The following is a 16,294-nucleotide window of genomic DNA, read 5'->3' as shown; positions in this document are numbered from 1 at the left end:
TTGCATGAAATATTTAAATTTTCAGCACTATTTGCGAAATCGTTTTCTTTTATCATTCTTGTTATTCCATTTTCGAAGATCTATTTTTTTGCCCTATATTTGTGTACTTTAAATAAAAATATAATTATGTGTTGCAAAATTCCTTGAGATGTTGTATTGTTTTTATATAGTATCCGAAAACTTCTTTTTCTTAAACGTTTTCACCGTGAGCTACCAGAAAGGAGCGCCGTCATGCAATTTGGCTATTTTGACGACCAAAACAAAGAATATGTAATCACCACACCGCACACCCCCCTGCCCTGGATCAACTACCTGGGCAGCCAGCAATTTTTCTCCCTTATTTCTAATACTGCCGGCGGCTACTGTTTTTATCAGGACGCAAAGCTGCGCCGCATTACACGCTACCGCTACAACGACTGCCCACTGGACAGCATCGGCCGCTATTACTACATCAAAGATGGCAGCACCATCTGGAACCCCGGCTGGAAGCCGATGAAAACCGACCTCGACAGCTACCGCTGCCGCCATGGCATGGGCTACACGGTTTTGGAAAGCTCAAAAAACGGCGTATCCGCTTCTTTAGAGTGCTTTGTGCCGGTTGATGACAACTGCGAAGTACACCGCCTGACCCTGACAAACAGTACAGATAAACCAAAGGAACTGGATATTTTCAGCTTGGCCGAGTTCTGCCTATGGAACGCCGTCGATGACGCCAATAATTTCCAGCGAAATTTCAGCACAGGCGAAGTCGAAGTAGTCGGCAGCACCATTTACCACAAAACTGAATATCGCGAGCGCCGCCGGCACTTTTCTTTCTATACGGTAAACAAGCCCGTCTGCGGCTTTGATACCAGCCGCGACAGTTTCTGCGGTCTGGACCGCGGCTACAGCGAGCCGCGCGCTGTACTGGAAAACAAATCCGGCAACAGCATTGCGCACGGCTGGCAGCCGATTGGCAGCCACCACCTACAGGTAAACCTGAAACCGCAGGAAAGCTGCAGCTATATCTTTGTGCTGGGCTATGTGGAAAATCCCGCCGATGACAAGTGGGAAGCGCCCGGTGTCATTAATAAAACCCGCGCTGTACAGATGATGCAGAAATACCGCACCGACGCACAGGTAGATGATGCCTTAGCAAAACTGCACAGCTACTGGGAATCCCTGCTTTCCCGCTTTACGGTGAAGTCAGAGGACAGCCGCCTAGACCGCATGGTCAATATTTGGAACCAGTATCAGTGCATGGTCACGTTTAACCTCAGCCGCAGCGCCAGTTACTTTGAAAGCGGCACCGGCCGCGGCATGGGCTTCCGTGACTCCTGCCAAGACCTGCTGGGAATTGCGCACTTAGTGCCAGCGCGCGCACGCCAGCGCATACTTGACATTGCTGCAACGCAGTTTGAAGATGGCAGCTCTTATCATCAGTATCAGCCGCTGACTAAAAAAGGCAATGCCGACATCGGCAGCGGCTTTAATGATGACCCACTGTGGCTGATTGCGGGTACCAATGCCTATCTGCGTGAAACCGGTGACTTCTCTATTCTGCAGGAAGTGGTTGCCTTTGACAATGACGAAAGCAAGGCGCAGCCTCTGCTGGAGCATTTGCGCCGCAGCTTTGCCTACTCCTGTTCACACAAAGGTCCGCACGGCCTGCCGCTGATTGGCCGCGCAGACTGGAATGACTGTCTGAACCTCAACTGCTTCTCTTCCGAGCCGGGCGAAAGCTTCCAGACCTGCTCCAACAAAGAAACCGGAAAAGCGGAAAGTGTCTTTATCGGCGGCATGTTTGTAAAGTATGGTGGCGAATACGCCGACATCTGCGAGCACTGCGGAAAAGCAGAAGAAGCCGCACAGGTACGTGCAGAAGTAGAACAGATGCGCAAGGCTGTCATGGGCGCCGGCTGGGACGGCGAGTGGTTTATTCGCGCATATGACGCCTACAGCGAGCCTGTCGGCAGCCACGTCTGCGATGAAGGCCAGATTTTCATCGAGCCCCAGGGCATGTGCGTTATGGCAGGCATTGGTCTGAAAGAGGGCCTGGCTGACCGTGCCCTGCAAAGCGTAAAAGAAAAGCTGGATACCAAATACGGTATTGTCCTTTTGCAGCCTGCTTATACCACTTACCGCTTGAACCTCGGCGAAATTTCCAGCTACCCGCCGGGCTACAAGGAAAACGCCGGCATTTTCTGCCACAACAACCCATGGATCAGCTGTGCAGAGGCAGTCGCGGGCCACGGTGACCGCGCTTTTGAGGTCTACCGCAAAACCTGCCCGGCCTATATTGAAAACATCAGTGAAATCCACCGCACCGAACCATATGTCTACAGCCAAATGGTTGCCGGCAAAGATGCGCCATCTTTCGGTGAAGCCAAAAACAGCTGGCTCACCGGCACCGCCGCATGGACTTTTGCCGATGTCAGCCAATACATGCTGGGCATTCAGCCCACACTGGACGGCCTACGCGTCAATCCCTGCATTCCTCATACCTGCAAGGGCTTCACAGTGACACGCCTTTACCGCGGTGCCACCTACCACATTACAGTGGAAAATCCCAACGGCGCTGAAAAGGGTGTTCCGCAGCTGACTGTCGACGGCAAAACCATTGCAGGCAACTTGATTCCCTATGACCCCGAAAAGAAAACATACGAAGTGCGCGCTGTCCTGAGCGCGCAGGCATAAAAATTCATTTTGTTCCCTATTCTCCTATTTTAAGAGTTCTCCCATTTTAACAAAAAGGCCGCCTAAGTGAAAAACACTCGGGCGGCCTTTTTATATTCCTTCTTATGAGGTTTTGCTGCTAGAAAAAACGAAGCTGGCCGCTTTTGCAGGAAGGTGCTACACGTGGTTTCACGGTATCTCCCTGTTCGGGTTTCCCAAAAAGCAGCGGTGAGCACGGGTCGTACAACGCAGCATGTTTTAAGACGGCGTTTCTGCCGGCATTTGCGTAGCAGTACAGGCAGCTGTGGCGGCAGGTATCGTAAGCGCCGATGTCAACGCTCTCTGCGCAGCCGCATGCGGGCCGCTGATTTTTATCTTTGGCAAGCTCCAAGCCGCAGCCGTTCAGTTTTTCCAAACGCTGTCTGTCAATGCAGTGGGCATGTGAAATGCCCAGAGTATGAAAGTCAGCCTCCTCTGCACAGGTACAAAGGGTCATTCCCCGCGCCCGTGCAGTTTTTGCAAACTGCCGCAGCAGTTCCCTCTTTTCCTCCGGCAACGCACCGGTTAACTGCAAAGGTGCCAAATTTTTCTGCGTATTTCGGTAATAATCCAAAAAGCTGACCGTGCAGGTGTCTGTATATCCGGAAAGTGCTTTTGCCAATGCTGCAAAAGCTTTGACATGGTACTCCAGTGTATATTTTCGGCTAAAAAGAATCGGGTCATAGCGCCAAAGGACCCGCTCTTTCCCAATTTTACGCGACAGCTGCCGAAAGACCGGAATCAGTATTTTTACTTTATCGGGTACATTCGGTTCGGCGTCCTTTCCGTATGGATTCAGTGTAAACTGAAAATAATAAGGATACCCCTGCAGCTCATCAAGCCTGCCAAGCAGCGGCAGCGGATTTTTCGTCCAAAAGACAATGCCATCAACCACTTTTGGCGAAAGGGAAACTTCGCTGATTTGATGCGGGTTTCTCGGGCTGCGCACATAGACCCAGCCCGCTTTCACGCGGTTTAAAAACCACTCTGTATAAAAGGCTGGAATATCGCTTCGCCTACTTGCACTGATAATCACAGCTTCCCCCTCCCTGCAGGTAAGTGTAGCACACAAGGCGCCGTTTTTCTATTGTTTTGTACGCCAATGATACTCTGAATGTTTCATACTGCCCTTAAAAAAGCAGGAATATATTACCAGCCGGATTTCTGTGATTATTTTTCACTAATCAATGAAGCAACCAAAATTTTAGCATAAAATATATTTATTGTTGTTGCATTGTGGTGAAAAGGGGGCATAAAAGTGGATACTCGGGTACAACTGGGAAAGCAGCTGCGCACCCTGCGCACAAAATGGGGATATACACAGCAGGATGTCAGCGACCTTTTGCAAATAGACCGCTCTACCTATGCGTATTATGAAACAAACCGCACCACGCCGCCTTTATCCACTCTAAAAAAGCTGGCCCGCATTTACCGTGTGTCGATCTCAGACTTGCTGGGGTCAGAGGACACGCCGCCCCAGGTTGCAGATTCCGGCCAAAACTTTTTCACGGATTTTGATCACAACCTTTCCCATATTTACGACTTAAAGCGGGACGAGCGGCAGCTGCTGTCGCTTTACCGCCTTGCTGATAAGAAAATCAAAGAAAAGGTCATTCTTCTGCTGCGCACGACAGCGGAAAAATGACCTTTCTTTTTTTGCAAAGGCGCCGAAATTCGGTTGCGCTGTCTTTTGGATTTGTGTTAAAATAGAACAAACGGAGGTGTTGTTTCCATGGCCTATGACGCTTTTACTGCCGGTGTAGATCCCGGCGGTCTGCGCACGAAAGATGAGATTCGCATTCTTTTGTGCTATCTGCTTTCCAGCGTAAATGCACCGCTCTCGCGTGAGGACGTGCTCGCCTGCGTGCAGGGAATGGGCCTGGCCAATTACTTTGAGGTAACCAACGCCTTACAGGAATTGACAGAAAACGGGAATCTCATTTTAAAGGACGGCTGCTACACAGCAACACCACAGGCACACGGTATTGCCCGTCAGCTTGACACTGCCCTGCCCCTTTCTGTGCGCGACAAAGCAGTAAAAGCCGCCGTGGGTCTGCTTTCACAGGCGCGGCGCAGCCGGGAAAATGCAGTTGAAATTGAAAAATGTGCAGGCGGCGGGTACCAGGTGCACTGCCATATTTCCGGCGGCAAAGCAGAGCTGATGTCTTTTACGCTGACTGTACCAGAAATGCGGCAGGCCAAGCTGATTCAGCACAATTTTCAAAAAGCGCCGGAGCGGGTTTACCAAATGCTGCTGGCCCTTTTAATTGATGACCGCAACGCCGCGGTCAGTCTTTTGCACGAGTGGTACTGATGAAGCCCCGGCCTACAGAAGAAATGTGTTCTGTAGGCCGGGGCTGTTTTTTATACACTTAAAAAAGCAAATTAACCAAAAGCAGGGTTGTGACACCGGGCACACCCAAAAAAGCAGAAATTCCCACTGAAAGCGGGCTGACCGGCAGCGTGACCCCGGTAATCCCGCCTAGCAGATTGACCGCTAGCAGCACGGCCAGCCCCGCAACAACGCTGCCTGCAGCGCCCGCAAAGGGGTGCCGGCTGTGCCCCGCGGCCAGCAGTGTTGCACTGAGTAGAAACGCCGCAAATAGAATTCCCGCAAACAAAAGCATATCCCTCACCCCCCCTGCTTACAGAATATGGGGATGAGGGACAAATTATGCTTTTTCTATAAAGTCATACCCTGCCGGGGCAAAATCTACACGGCGGCTGGAAACATCGGCAGCGACATTGACAACTTTTAAAGAATCACCAATCGTCAAGCGCTCATGTGTCCCCTCGTCAACCTGCGAAAGCTGACCGTCAAATTCGTAGTGTTTGTCCGTAAAGGAAGCGACCGGTACAAAACCCTCTACACTGTTAGGCAGCTGCACAAAGACACCACGCATCGTTACACCGCTGATTACGCCCTCGTACTCTTCGCCCAAGTGCTGTGCCATATATTCGGCTGCAAAGCAGTCATCTGCGCTGCGCTCAGAATTCATTGCACAGATTTCGCGTTCACTGGAATGTTTGGCGGACTCCTGCGCAAAGTCAGCGTACTTCTTTTGAATCTCCGCTTTGCTCTCACCGGACAGAAAAGCACTCATAATACGATGAATTGAGGTATCTGGGTAGCGGCGGATCGGTGAAGTGAAGTGACAGTAGTCTTTGAGCGCAAGGCCAAAGTGACCCAGCGGCTTTGTGTCATAGCGTGCCTTTGCCATGGTGCGCAGCAGCTGATGTGAAACAACCTTTTCTTTCGGGGTTCCAACTGCCTGCTCCATAACTTTGGCAAAATCTTTTGCTGTAACATCGCCCGTATGCGAAAGGGAAACCGGATTCAGCCCAATGGCAACCAGCATATCTTTCAAGGCATCTACACGGTCCGGGTCTGGATTTTCATGCACACGGTACACAAATGGAATCTGCTGCTCTTTGCCAAGTTTTGCTGCTGCCTGATTTGCGGCAATCATCAGCTGCTCAATCATCTGCTCCGAGGGGCCCGTGTGGCGCGGCAGCACATCAATGCAGCGGCCGTTTTCGTCCAGCACAAATTCCGACTCAGAACTGTCAATATCAAAATTGCCATTTTTGTGCGCGTTCTCTTTCAGAATTCCCGCCAGCTCACGGCCTGCAGAAAGGCTATCCAATACAGGCGCATATTTTTTCAGCAGCGCCTCATCAGCAGTACCGGCAAAAATCTGGTTGACTTCGTCATAAACGCCGCGCACCTTGCTGTCGATAATTGATTTATGAAATTCATAATGCGTCATAGTGCCCGCTTTGTCAAACTCCATAACCGCCGAAAAAGTCAGCTTATCGGTACCGGCGTTCAGAGAGCACACGCCGTTGCTGATAGCTTCCGGCAGCATTGGCACTACGCGGTCCGGCAGATAAACAGAAGTTGCCCGCCGGCGCGCCTCTTCATCCAGAGCTGAACCCGGGCGAACATAATAGGACACATCTGCAATGTGCACGCCCAATTCATAGCCAGCTTCTGTTCGCACTACGCTGATAGCGTCGTCCAAATCCTTTGCACTGGCGCTGTCGATACTGCAGATTGGCCAGTCGCGGTAATCTGCGCGGCCAGCCAGGTCAGCTTCGGTAATTGGCTTAGAGCCAATGGCCTCTGCTTCTTTGAGCACCTCCGGTGGGAAAACAGTGGTCACGCCGTTGGCGTCCAAAATGGCGTCTGCGCAAATGCGTGCGCAGTCCGCACGGCCAAAATCTTTCATAACTTTTGCAATAAAATGAGAAGAATGCGGCAGGCGGCGAACCTCTGCCTGCACTTTGTCCCCTACCTTTGCACCGCAGTGCGGGAAATCTTCAATTCCTATATTAAAGCGGATAGCTGCATCCGGGTGCAGCTCCTCGCCAAAGGAGCTGCGTTCGATGGTGCCGTTGACGCAGTTGCCAGCGCGGGCGGTGATTTCCATAACCTCGCAGCTGGGGCCGCGGGGACTTTGGCGGATATTGCCCAGCTGCACAGAATCGCCTAAGAAAGCATCGTGCAGGTCTTCTCCACGCAGGAACATATCGTCGCCGCCGTCATCGGGGCGGGCAAAGGCAAAGCTGCGGGAAAGCGAAACGATGGTGGCGGGAATGCGCTCACTGGTATCTCCATTTAAGCGCACCATGTGGCGGCTGTTGACACTGACCTTTTTCTCTGCGCGCAGCTGATTGAGCGCAATATAAAAAGTTGTGCTGTATTTTCCGGAAATTCCGAGTTTCCGCAGCAAAAAGCGAGAGGAAAGGTCCTGTCCAGCGCTTTGCAGTGCTTCCAAAATTCCTTTTTTTATGTCCTCAACCATAGAAACCTCCATCTGTCTTTCCCGCAAGTGCGGGGGAATTGTAACGTAAAAAAGCCCCGCTTGCCTTGCGGGGCTTTAAAATATTTTTTACTTATTCGTCAAAAACATGTAGACATTTGTTGCAATGACTAAGGCAAAAAATACAAGCGCAATAACTTTCGTCCAGCGCGCAAGGAAATTATCGATAGACCGAGCGCTGTTTTGGCTCAGGAAAGTATCTGCACCGCCGGTAACAACACCAAGGTCCTTTTCATGGCCTTCCTGCAGCAGAACGACTACGATAATCGCTAAAGAAGCAATGATTAAAATAATACCCAAAACAATCTCAGGAACCGTCATGGACTTACCTCCGAAACAACTGCGGGCCTTGGCAGTATCTTTATAGAAATCTGCCATATCCCTTAATAAACTTTCCTTATTTTATCACGAATATACGATAATTGCAAGTCTTTTTTGCGCAGTACGGCATAAGTGCGGTGCAGCTGTGCAGACTAGCAAGTGACAGCTGCGGCAAATTCGCGTTTGCGCGCCGGGGCTTGTCCGCTCCGGCGCAAAAGCACCGGGGTGTTTTTTTATTCTGTCAGCTTTAGCTGCTCGCCCTGCATCTCTTCGGCAGTCGGCAGAGCGCCGATAGCAGGAACTTTTTTGCGGTAGCGGTTCGGATTCTGCACATCGCCCTCGGCAAACACTTTTATACCCTGCAAAAGGGCACCGCGGTGAAGTGTCATGGTCTGCACGCCCTGGGTGCTGCGGGTCGCCTTTGCGGGAATCACACCGGTATTCACCAGCAGTTTGCGTCCCTGATTGGAAATAAAGAGCACATCGGCATCTTTCGGCAAAAGCAACAGGCCAGCAAGCGGAGATTTATCGCTGTAGGCATTTACCAGCTTTTTGCGGTTGGTTTTTGTCTGGTAAACTGAAAGCTCCACTTTGGCAGCTTTGCCGTTTTCAAAAGCGAACAGCACATATCCGCTGTAATCCTGCGTGACCGCCATGCACAGTACATTTTCGCCGTCGTCCATCTGCAGCTGTGCCGGAATATAGTCACCCAAAACGCTTGCTTTTGTATCGCCAAAGTCGCTTGCCTTAGCTTTATACACCTGGCAGCGGTCGGTAAAGAAAAGCAGGTCGCTCGCGTTGGTCGCTTCAATATGCTGGGTAACCTGGTCACCCTCTTTTAGTTTTTGCTCACCACTCATGCGCAGCGACTGCGGTGTGATTTTTTTGAAGTAACCATCTTTGGTAAAGAATAGATTTACCGGGTAGTCCGGAATTTCATTGAGTTCCTGCTCCGCCTCGGCAAGGTCGTCGTGGTACAGCAGCATGCTGCGGCGCGGCTGACCATATGTTTTTGCAACAGATTGTAATTCTTGTACAATAATCTTTTTAATCTTTTTCGGATCATCCAAAACCGCATTGAGTTCTGCAATGTCGCTTTGCAGCTTTGCAATTTCCTGGGTGCGGTTTAAGATGTACTCGCGGTTCAGGTGGCGCAGCTTGATCTCAGCTACATACTCGGCCTGCACCTCGTCAATGCCAAAACCGATCATCAGGTTTGGCACCACTTCGCTCTCTTCATCTGTCTTACGAATAATAGCGACTGCCTTGTCGATATCCAGCAGAATAGCCTCTAACCCTTTGAGCAAATGCAGCTTGTCCATCTTTTTCTGCAGGTCAAACTCGGTGCGGCGGCGAATACACTCTACGCGAAAGGCTGTCCATTCATCCAATATTTCGCCAACACCCATAACACGCGGCACACCGTGAACCAGAATATTGAAGTTGCAGGAGAAGCTGTCCTCCAGCGGCGTCAAGCGAAAAAGCTTTGCCATCAGCTTGTGCGGGTCTGTATTGCGCTTTAAGTCAATGGTAATCTTCAAACCCGCCAGGCCGGTTTCATCGCGGATATCCGCAACCTCCCGCGCTTTGCCAAGTTTGACTAAGTCAATGACTTTTTCGACAATGGCCTCGACACTGGTGGTCGGCGGTATCTGCGTAATGTCAATGCAGTTTGCAGATGCATCATAGGTATAGCGGCTGCGTACACGAATGCTGCCACGGCCGGTCTTGTAAATCTTTTTTATCTGCTCCTCATCGTACAAGATCTGCCCGCCGCCGGGAAAATCTGGTGCCTGCAGCGTTGAAATCAGGTCATGCTTTGGGTGCAGAATGCGCGCGGCGGCTGTTTCACAGACCTCACGCAAGTTAAAGGAACACACACTGCTCGCCATGCCAACCGCAATGCCGGTATTTGCATTTACCAGCACACTGGGAAACGTTGCCGGCAGCAGAGTCGGTTCTTTCATGGTACTGTCATAGTTGTCTACAAAATCAACGGTATTTTTATCAATGTCCCGAAAAAGCTCGTTGCAGATAGGGTCCAGCTTCGCCTCGGTATAGCGGGAAGCAGCATAGGCCATATCTCTGCTATAGGCTTTGCCGAAATTTCCCTTGCTGTCGACATAGGGGTGCAGCAAAGTCTCGTTGCCGCGTGAAAGGCGCACCAGCGTGTCGTAAATGGCGGCATCACCATGGGGATTCAGACGCATGGTCTGGCCAACGATGTTTGCGCTTTTGGTACGGGAACCATTCAGCAGCCCCATTTTGTACATGGTAAACAGCAGCTTGCGGTGACTGGGTTTAAAGCCGTCTATTTCCGGAATTGCACGGCTGATAATCACACTGACAGCGTACGGCATATAGTTCTTTTGCAGCGTGGAAACAATAGGCTGCTCCACCACTCTGCCGGCGCCCTCAATGACACCGTGCGCTTTCGGCACAGGCGCGCTGCGCTTTGTTTTCTTTTTTCCTGGCATACACTTTCCTGCCTTTCCTGCCCGTCCCCCGCCTGTTTACAGCGGAAAACGTCTTTTGCTCTTTTTCAGCTGACGTCCAGCTCATCTACATACTCCTGCCCGTGGTCGGCAATATACTGCTTGCGCCCGCTGAGGTTGTCGCCCAAAAGCAGGTCAAACGTTGCACCGGTAGCAGCTGCCTCTGAGGGCATTACTTTGATTAAGCGCCGTGTCGCGGGGTTCATAGTCGTCAGGTTCATCATATCCGGCTCATTTTCGCCTAGGCCTTTGCTGCGCTGAATTGTCAGCTTCTGCCCTTTGAGCTGCTGTAGAAATTTTTCTTTTTCAACTTCATCATAGGCAAAGTAAGTTTCCCCTTTGCACTGAATCTCATACAGCGGGGACTCGGCAATAAAGACCTTGCCCTGCCGAATCAGCTCAGGGGTCAGGCGATAAAGCATTGTTAGCAGCAGCGTGCGAATCTGGAAACCATCCACATCCGCATCGGTGCAGAGAATAATCTTGTTCCAGCGCAGATTTTCCATATCAAAGGAACTCAGGTCTTTGTTGGCTTTGCTTTTTACCTGCACGCCGCAGCCCAGCACCTTTACAAGGTCGGTGATAATATCACTTTTAAAAATGCGGTTATAATCCGCTTTCAAGCAGTTCAAGATTTTGCCGCGAATCGGCATAATCGCCTGAAAATCAGGGTCGCGTGCCTGTTTGCAGGCGCCCAAAGCAGAGTCACCCTCTACAATAAAAATCTCGCGCCGGGAAACGTCGCGGCTGCGACAGTCAACGAATTTTGCCACCCGGTTGGTGAGGTCCATATTAGAGGTCAGCTTTTTCTTTAAGTTCAGGCGTGTTTTTTCGGCATCTTCACGGCTGCGTTTGTTAATTAGCACCTGTGCAGCAATTTTTTCTGCTTCCAGCGGGTTCTCAATAAAGTAGACCTCCAGCTGGTGGCGCAGCATTTCGGTCATTGCTTCCTGTATTCCCTTGTTGGTAATGGCTTTTTTGGTCTGGTTTTCATAGGAAGTGCGGTTGCTGAAAGAAGAAATAACCAGAATCAGGCAGTCCTCTACATCTGCGTATGTGATTTTACTCTCACTTTTGTTGTACTTATTATTTTGTTTCAAGTACGAATCAATTTGATATACGAATGCGTTGCGGGCGGCCTTATCCGGCGCGCCGCCGTGCTCAAGCCAGCTGGAGTTGTGGTAATACTCCGTCAGGTGCGTTTTGTTGGAAAAAGCCAGCGCCACGTTGATTTTGACATGGTACTCCGGCTTGTCGGCGCGGTCGCGCACCGTGCGCTCCCCCTGCCAAAACTGCACGGTTGTCAGGGCATCGTCGCCGGCCACTTCTTTCACATGGTCAGCAATGCCGTTTTCATAGAGGAATTCCTGCGTATCAAAAGTGTTTGCATTCTGTACACGCAAAATAAACTTGAGCCCGCTGTTGACAATGGCCTGCCGGCGCAGCGTATCTACATAATACTCTGTAGGAATTTGAATATCGGTAAAGACCTGCAGATCCGGCTTCCAGCGAATCTTCGTTCCGCTTTTGTCCGTGCTTGGCTCTTTGTGCAGGCCGCCCACGTTTTTCCCGTGCTTAAAGTGAAGCGTATACTTGGTTTCGCCGGTATGGATCTCGACATCCATGTACTCAGAGGCATACTGCGTGGCACACAGGCCAAGGCCATTTAAGCCCAGGCTGTATTCATAGCTGGCGTCCTCACCATTATTATATTTTCCGCCGGCATACATCTCGCAAAAGACCAGTTCCCAGTTATAGCGTTTTTCTTTGGGGTTGTAGTCCACCGGGCAGCCGCGGCCGTGGTCCTCGACCTGTACGGAACAATCGCTGTAACAGGTCAGGGTAATCTCATGGCCATAGCCCTCACGAGCTTCATCAATGGAGTTTGACAAAATCTCAAAAATGGAATGCTCGCATCCTTCGATGCCGTCTGACCCAAAAATGACTGCCGGGCGCAGCCGCACCCGGTCGGCACCTTTGAGCATGGATATACTTTCATTGCCATAGCTTTGATTCATTTTTGGCATTTTAATCTCCTGCTTTTGTCATAACAAAGAATTTCCTGAAAAACAAGAATCAGGGGAATTGCTGCACTCCCCTGATTTTGTGCGGAATATTTTACTGTTTATGCCTGCGGCAGCGGCTTTGGCGCGTCGCCTGTCAGCACGTTGCCCTCGCCGTCCATTTTGCCTTCCATTACGCGGCGGAACTCATCGCCGCCCATTTTTTCGTGCAGGAAGAGATAGCGGGCCACTTCGTGCAGCTTATCCATGTGCTGCCGCAGAATGACCTCTGTGCGGTCATAGGCGGTCGTCATAAGGTTTTTAATCTCCTTATCGATTGCTGCGGCTGTCTGCTCAGAGTAATCACGGATATGGCCCATATCGCGACCAAGGAAAGGCTCGCTGTCGTCACGGCCATAGGTGATCGGCCCCAGGGCGGCAGACATGCCGTACTTTGTAACCATGGAGCGAGCAAGCTTTGTCGCGCGCTCAATATCATTGCTGGCGCCAGTGGAAATATCGTCCATTGTCAGCGACTCGGCAACACGCCCGCCCAGCATAACGACCAGGTCTTCTTCCATTTCTTTTTTAGAGCGGTAAGAGCGGTCCTCTGTAGGCACCTGCATCGTAAAACCGCCTGCCATACCGCGCGGAATAATACTGATTTGGTGCACCGGGTCCTGCGTGGGGCAGAAATACGTTGCAACGGCGTGGCCGCCCTCGTGGTAAGCGGTCAGCGTCTTTTCGCGGTCAGTCATCACATGGCTCTTCTTTTCGGTACCGACGACCACTTTGATGGTTGCCTCTTCTATTTCTTTCATGGTAATTGCTTTCAGGTTTTTGCGAGCTGCCAGCAGCGCCGCCTCATTCAGCAGGTTTTCCAAGTCTGCACCGGTAAAGCCCGCTGTGGAGCCGGCAATCACTTTCAGGTCAACATCCGGTGAAAGGGGCTTGCCGCGCGCATGTACGTGCAAAATAGCCTCGCGGCCTTTGATATCCGGATAGCCCACCATAATACGCCGGTCAAAGCGGCCCGGGCGCATCAGCGCTGGGTCAAGGATATCTGGGCGGTTGGTTGCGGCAATCATAATGACGCCCTCATTCGCACCGAAGCCGTCCATCTCGACCAACAGCTGGTTCAGTGTCTGCTCACGTTCATCGTGGCCGCCGCCTAAGCCGGCGCCGCGCTGGCGGCCGACCGCGTCGATTTCATCGATAAACACAATGCAGGGACTGTTCTTTTTTGCCTGCTCAAACAAGTCACGCACACGGGAAGCGCCGACACCGACAAACATCTCTACAAAATCAGAGCCGGAAATAGAGAAGAACGGCACACCCGCTTCACCGGCAACTGCACGCGCCAGCAGCGTTTTACCTGTACCGGGAGGGCCCACCAAAAGAACACCCTTTGGTATGCGCGCGCCGAGTTCGTTGTACTTGCGCGGATTTTTCAAGAACTCTACAATCTCCTGCAGTTCCTCTTTTTCCTCATCCGCACCGGCAACATCGGCAAAGGTTGTTTTGCGCTTTTCGTCCTCCAGATTTTTGACATTGGCCTTGCCAAAATTCATCTGCTTGCCCGCGTCTCCCATGCCGGCGTTGACCTTGCGCATCATCAGGTAAGAGAACAGCAGCATCACGCCCACCGCAATGATAAACGGCAGAAAAGAAATAAACCAGTTGGTTTCTTTCGGGCGCTGCAGCTTCTGCACCATTTTGTCTTTCGGGTGTGCTTTATTGTACTGCTCGACATACGGGTCCAAGCGCTCCTGCATATACTGAGAATCCGGTGCAACAAAAGTGACCGGCGTATCAATGCCGCTTACTTTAATGGACATTTCGCCTGTACCGAAATCCAGTGAATACTCGGAAACTTTCTGGTCTGAAAAGTAGCTCATAATCTCAGAAAAAGTATAGGTTTTGGTTGGGGCTGCTGTTCCACCAAAAAGAGCCGCCAGTAAGATGAGCAGCAAAACCGGTATTGCAATGACGAGAATCAAGTTGCGCAGCGATTTTTTATTATCCAAGCCAGTATCACTCCTTAGCCGCCGTATATTTCGGGCTTCAGCACCCCCACAAACGGAAGATTGCGGTACTTCTGTGCGTAGTCAAGCCCATAGCCGACAATAAACGCATCCGGAACCTCGGCACCGACATAGTCAGCCTTTACCTCAACGGTGCGACGCTCCGGTTTATCAAATAAGGTACACAGGCGAATGCTGTTTGGGTTGCGTGCCTGCATCATTCTCAGTATGTAGTGCAGGGTAACGCCGCTGTCAAGGATATCCTCTACAACCAGCAGGTCATATCCCTCTAAGTTAATGTCCAGGTCTTTCGTAATCTTGACAATACCAGAAGATTTTGTTCCGCTGCCATAGCTGGAAACAGACATAAAATCCACTTCACAGGGGATCTTGATTGCGCGCATCAGGTCTGCCATAAATACGACAGAGCCTTTCAGTACGCTGGCCAAAAGCAGCCTTTTGCCTTTGTAGTCTTCGCTGATTTGGTTGCCAATGCGCTCTACAATAGCGGCAAGCTGCTTTTCACTAAACAAAACTTCCTGAATATCGCCGAGCATCTGATTTTCCATTTCCTACCTGCACTCCTTTATTGTAACCACCGCGATTTCCTGTGTCTGTGGGGTCACTTTTGCTTTTTCACTGGGGCCACAGCCCTCAATCCACAAAATATCACTGCCGCGCGAAAGCATCGCAAGCCGCGCCCGCAAAGAGGGCGGCACCCGTTTTTCATTGAGCAGTTTCTTTAAAGATTTCGTAATACCCCGGCCGGCAGGCGAAAAAGAATCGCCAGGTCTGCGGGTCCTGACCAAGGTATCGGTATTTATTGTAGCATAATTGAGGCAATTAGAAAAGATGAATTTACCTTTTTCTTTTTCATAGGCAGTTTTGGACAGCACCTGCAGGGAAAAGAGGCGACCGTCGGGCAGAGTCGTTTCCGGCAGCCGCAGCGGCACTTCATAGCCGGGCACAGCAGCGGGGAACAGCAGAATCCCCTGTTCTACGCGTGCTGAGCAGTCCGCGGGCAGTGTGCAGCCGCCGCCCGTTTTCAGCAGGCGGTCCAGTTCCAGCAAATGCTGCTGAGAGAGACGGCCCGCTCCCGCCCCATGTGCCGCAAGGTAAAGTGCACGCAGGCGAATGGCCCGCGGCTGCTGCAAAAGACACTCTGCCCGCCAGCCGCCAGCACAGGTCGCGTCCGTCAGCGCCCGCTGTGCCAGCGCACGCAGGCAGGCATCATCTTCCCGCAAAGCACAGGCAGCCCGCCCCGCCGCCTGCTCAAACCGCGGGTCAATATGCGCAAAAAGAGGCACAATATGCAACCGGACCCAGTTGCGCATACAGCTGTCATCTGCATTTGTGCTGTCAGTGCAGTAAGCAAGACCATTCTCGCGGCAGTACTGCTCGGTCTCGGCGCGGGTCAGGGCAATCAGCGGCCGCACAACCAGACCCCGTACCGGCGGAATACCCGAAAGTCCCGCCGCGCCTGCCCCGCGTGCCAGGTTGAGCAGCATGGTCTCCGCATTATCGGAAAGTGTATGGGCTGTCGCGACGCGCGGATTGGTGTATTGTTTGCAGAGTTTATAAAAAAATGCGTACCGCAGGCGGCGGCCGCATTCTTCGATTCCTTCTCCTGTTTTTCGAGCTTCTTCGCGCACATTGATATGCAGCGCCTGCAGTGAAACCCCAAGCTGCACACAGAGGCGGCGCACGCAGGTTTCGTCATGGTCGGCTTCTGCACCGCGCAGGCCATGGTTTACGTGTGCCGCCACAACCTGAATCTGCAGCTCTGCCCGATGAGAGGCAAGCCAGTACAGCAGCGCCGTGGAATCAGCGCCGCCGGAAACACCGACCGCAACCGTGCTGCCCGGCGGCAGCATACCATACTGCTTTACCGTATGAAAAATCTTATCAGAAATTGAAAGCATTTGCTGTGC

General features: G+C 51.5%; 12 protein-coding genes. 3 read left to right on the top strand and 9 right to left on the bottom strand.

Features of this window, described 5'->3' with window-relative positions; translation table 11 throughout:
* Window positions 1–231 precede the first annotated feature (231 nt).
* Window positions 232–2,676 carry a glycosyl transferase gene (locus LKE53_02425; GenBank protein ID MCH3971620.1) on the top strand — a complete coding sequence of 815 codons (2,445 nt, stop codon included), beginning with the start codon at window positions 232–234 and terminating at the stop codon, window positions 2,674–2,676.
* Window positions 2,677–2,794: 118 nt separating this feature from the next.
* On the opposite strand, the gene LKE53_02420 is transcribed toward LKE53_02425, so the two are convergent.
* The gene (locus LKE53_02420; GenBank protein MCH3971619.1) at window positions 2,795–3,730 is read right to left on the bottom strand and encodes a DUF1848 domain-containing protein; all 936 of its coding nucleotides are present in this window, start codon (window positions 3,728–3,730) and stop codon (window positions 2,795–2,797) included.
* Window positions 3,731–3,952: 222 nt separating this feature from the next.
* On the opposite strand from LKE53_02420, the gene LKE53_02415 reads away from it, so the two are divergent.
* Both LKE53_02415 and LKE53_02410 read left to right on the top strand, forming a co-directional pair.
* Entirely contained in the window at window positions 3,953–4,339 is a 387-nt protein-coding gene (locus LKE53_02415; protein MCH3971618.1) for a helix-turn-helix transcriptional regulator, read from the top strand.
* A gap of 87 nt (window positions 4,340–4,426) precedes the next feature.
* Window positions 4,427–5,008 carry a DUF4364 family protein gene (locus tag LKE53_02410; GenBank protein MCH3971617.1) on the top strand — a complete coding sequence of 194 codons (582 nt, stop codon included), beginning with the start codon at window positions 4,427–4,429 and terminating at the stop codon, window positions 5,006–5,008.
* Window positions 5,009–5,066: 58 nt separating this feature from the next.
* Here LKE53_02410 and LKE53_02405 read toward each other — a convergent pair whose 3' ends face one another.
* From LKE53_02405 to tilS, 8 genes are all read right to left on the bottom strand, one after another.
* A complete protein-coding gene (locus LKE53_02405) occupies window positions 5,067–5,321 on the bottom strand; it encodes a pro-sigmaK processing inhibitor BofA family protein (GenBank protein ID MCH3971616.1) in 255 nt (84 codons plus the stop codon).
* A gap of 45 nt (window positions 5,322–5,366) precedes the next feature.
* The gene (gene rnr, locus LKE53_02400) at window positions 5,367–7,502 is read right to left on the bottom strand and encodes a ribonuclease R (GenBank protein ID MCH3971615.1); all 2,136 of its coding nucleotides are present in this window, start codon (window positions 7,500–7,502) and stop codon (window positions 5,367–5,369) included.
* A gap of 87 nt (window positions 7,503–7,589) precedes the next feature.
* Window positions 7,590–7,841 carry a preprotein translocase subunit SecG gene (gene secG / locus LKE53_02395; GenBank protein MCH3971614.1) on the bottom strand — a complete coding sequence of 84 codons (252 nt, stop codon included), beginning with the start codon at window positions 7,839–7,841 and terminating at the stop codon, window positions 7,590–7,592.
* A 233-nt stretch (window positions 7,842–8,074) separates the two neighbouring features.
* A complete protein-coding gene (locus tag LKE53_02390; protein ID MCH3971613.1) occupies window positions 8,075–10,318 on the bottom strand; it encodes a topoisomerase IV in 2,244 nt (747 codons plus the stop codon).
* 65 nt (window positions 10,319–10,383) lie between these two features.
* The gene (locus tag LKE53_02385; GenBank protein MCH3971612.1) at window positions 10,384–12,363 is read right to left on the bottom strand and encodes a toprim domain-containing protein; all 1,980 of its coding nucleotides are present in this window, start codon (window positions 12,361–12,363) and stop codon (window positions 10,384–10,386) included.
* Between the two features lie 98 nt (window positions 12,364–12,461).
* Window positions 12,462–14,366 carry an ATP-dependent zinc metalloprotease FtsH gene (gene ftsH / locus LKE53_02380; GenBank protein MCH3971611.1) on the bottom strand — a complete coding sequence of 635 codons (1,905 nt, stop codon included), beginning with the start codon at window positions 14,364–14,366 and terminating at the stop codon, window positions 12,462–12,464.
* 14 nt (window positions 14,367–14,380) lie between these two features.
* Window positions 14,381–14,920 carry a hypoxanthine phosphoribosyltransferase gene (gene hpt / locus LKE53_02375; protein MCH3971610.1) on the bottom strand — a complete coding sequence of 180 codons (540 nt, stop codon included), beginning with the start codon at window positions 14,918–14,920 and terminating at the stop codon, window positions 14,381–14,383.
* 15 nt (window positions 14,921–14,935) lie between these two features.
* Complete coding sequence (gene tilS / locus LKE53_02370; protein ID MCH3971609.1) at window positions 14,936–16,285, bottom strand: tRNA lysidine(34) synthetase TilS; 1,350 nt, start codon at window positions 16,283–16,285, stop codon at window positions 14,936–14,938.
* Window positions 16,286–16,294 lie beyond the last annotated feature (9 nt).

The organism is Oscillospiraceae bacterium (assembly GCA_022483045.1).
Taxonomy (GTDB): Bacteria; Bacillota; Clostridia; order Oscillospirales; family Acutalibacteraceae; genus Caproicibacterium.
Note: the sequence above shows the minus strand (reverse complement) of the source record. Positions and strands in the feature narration are given on the sequence as shown.

What these genes read in the sequence shown, in the direction of transcription:
- LKE53_02425 (MCH3971620.1), top strand. Translation starts at nt 232, where the DNA reads ATGCAATTTGGCTATTTTGACGACCAAAACAAAGAATATGTAATCACC.
- LKE53_02410 (MCH3971617.1), top strand. Translation starts at nt 4,427, where the DNA reads ATGGCCTATGACGCTTTTACTGCCGGTGTAGATCCCGGCGGTCTGCGC.
- LKE53_02405 (MCH3971616.1), bottom strand. Translation starts at nt 5,321, where the DNA reads ATGCTTTTGTTTGCGGGAATTCTATTTGCGGCGTTTCTACTCAGTGCA.
- rnr (MCH3971615.1), bottom strand. Translation starts at nt 7,502, where the DNA reads ATGGTTGAGGACATAAAAAAAGGAATTTTGGAAGCACTGCAAAGCGCT.
- secG (MCH3971614.1), bottom strand. Translation starts at nt 7,841, where the DNA reads ATGACGGTTCCTGAGATTGTTTTGGGTATTATTTTAATCATTGCTTCT.
- LKE53_02390 (MCH3971613.1), bottom strand. Translation starts at nt 10,318, where the DNA reads ATGCCAGGAAAAAAGAAAACAAAGCGCAGCGCGCCTGTGCCGAAAGCG.
- LKE53_02385 (MCH3971612.1), bottom strand. Translation starts at nt 12,363, where the DNA reads ATGCCAAAAATGAATCAAAGCTATGGCAATGAAAGTATATCCATGCTC.
- hpt (MCH3971610.1), bottom strand. Translation starts at nt 14,920, where the DNA reads ATGCTCGGCGATATTCAGGAAGTTTTGTTTAGTGAAAAGCAGCTTGCC.
- tilS (MCH3971609.1), bottom strand. Translation starts at nt 16,285, where the DNA reads ATGCTTTCAATTTCTGATAAGATTTTTCATACGGTAAAGCAGTATGGT.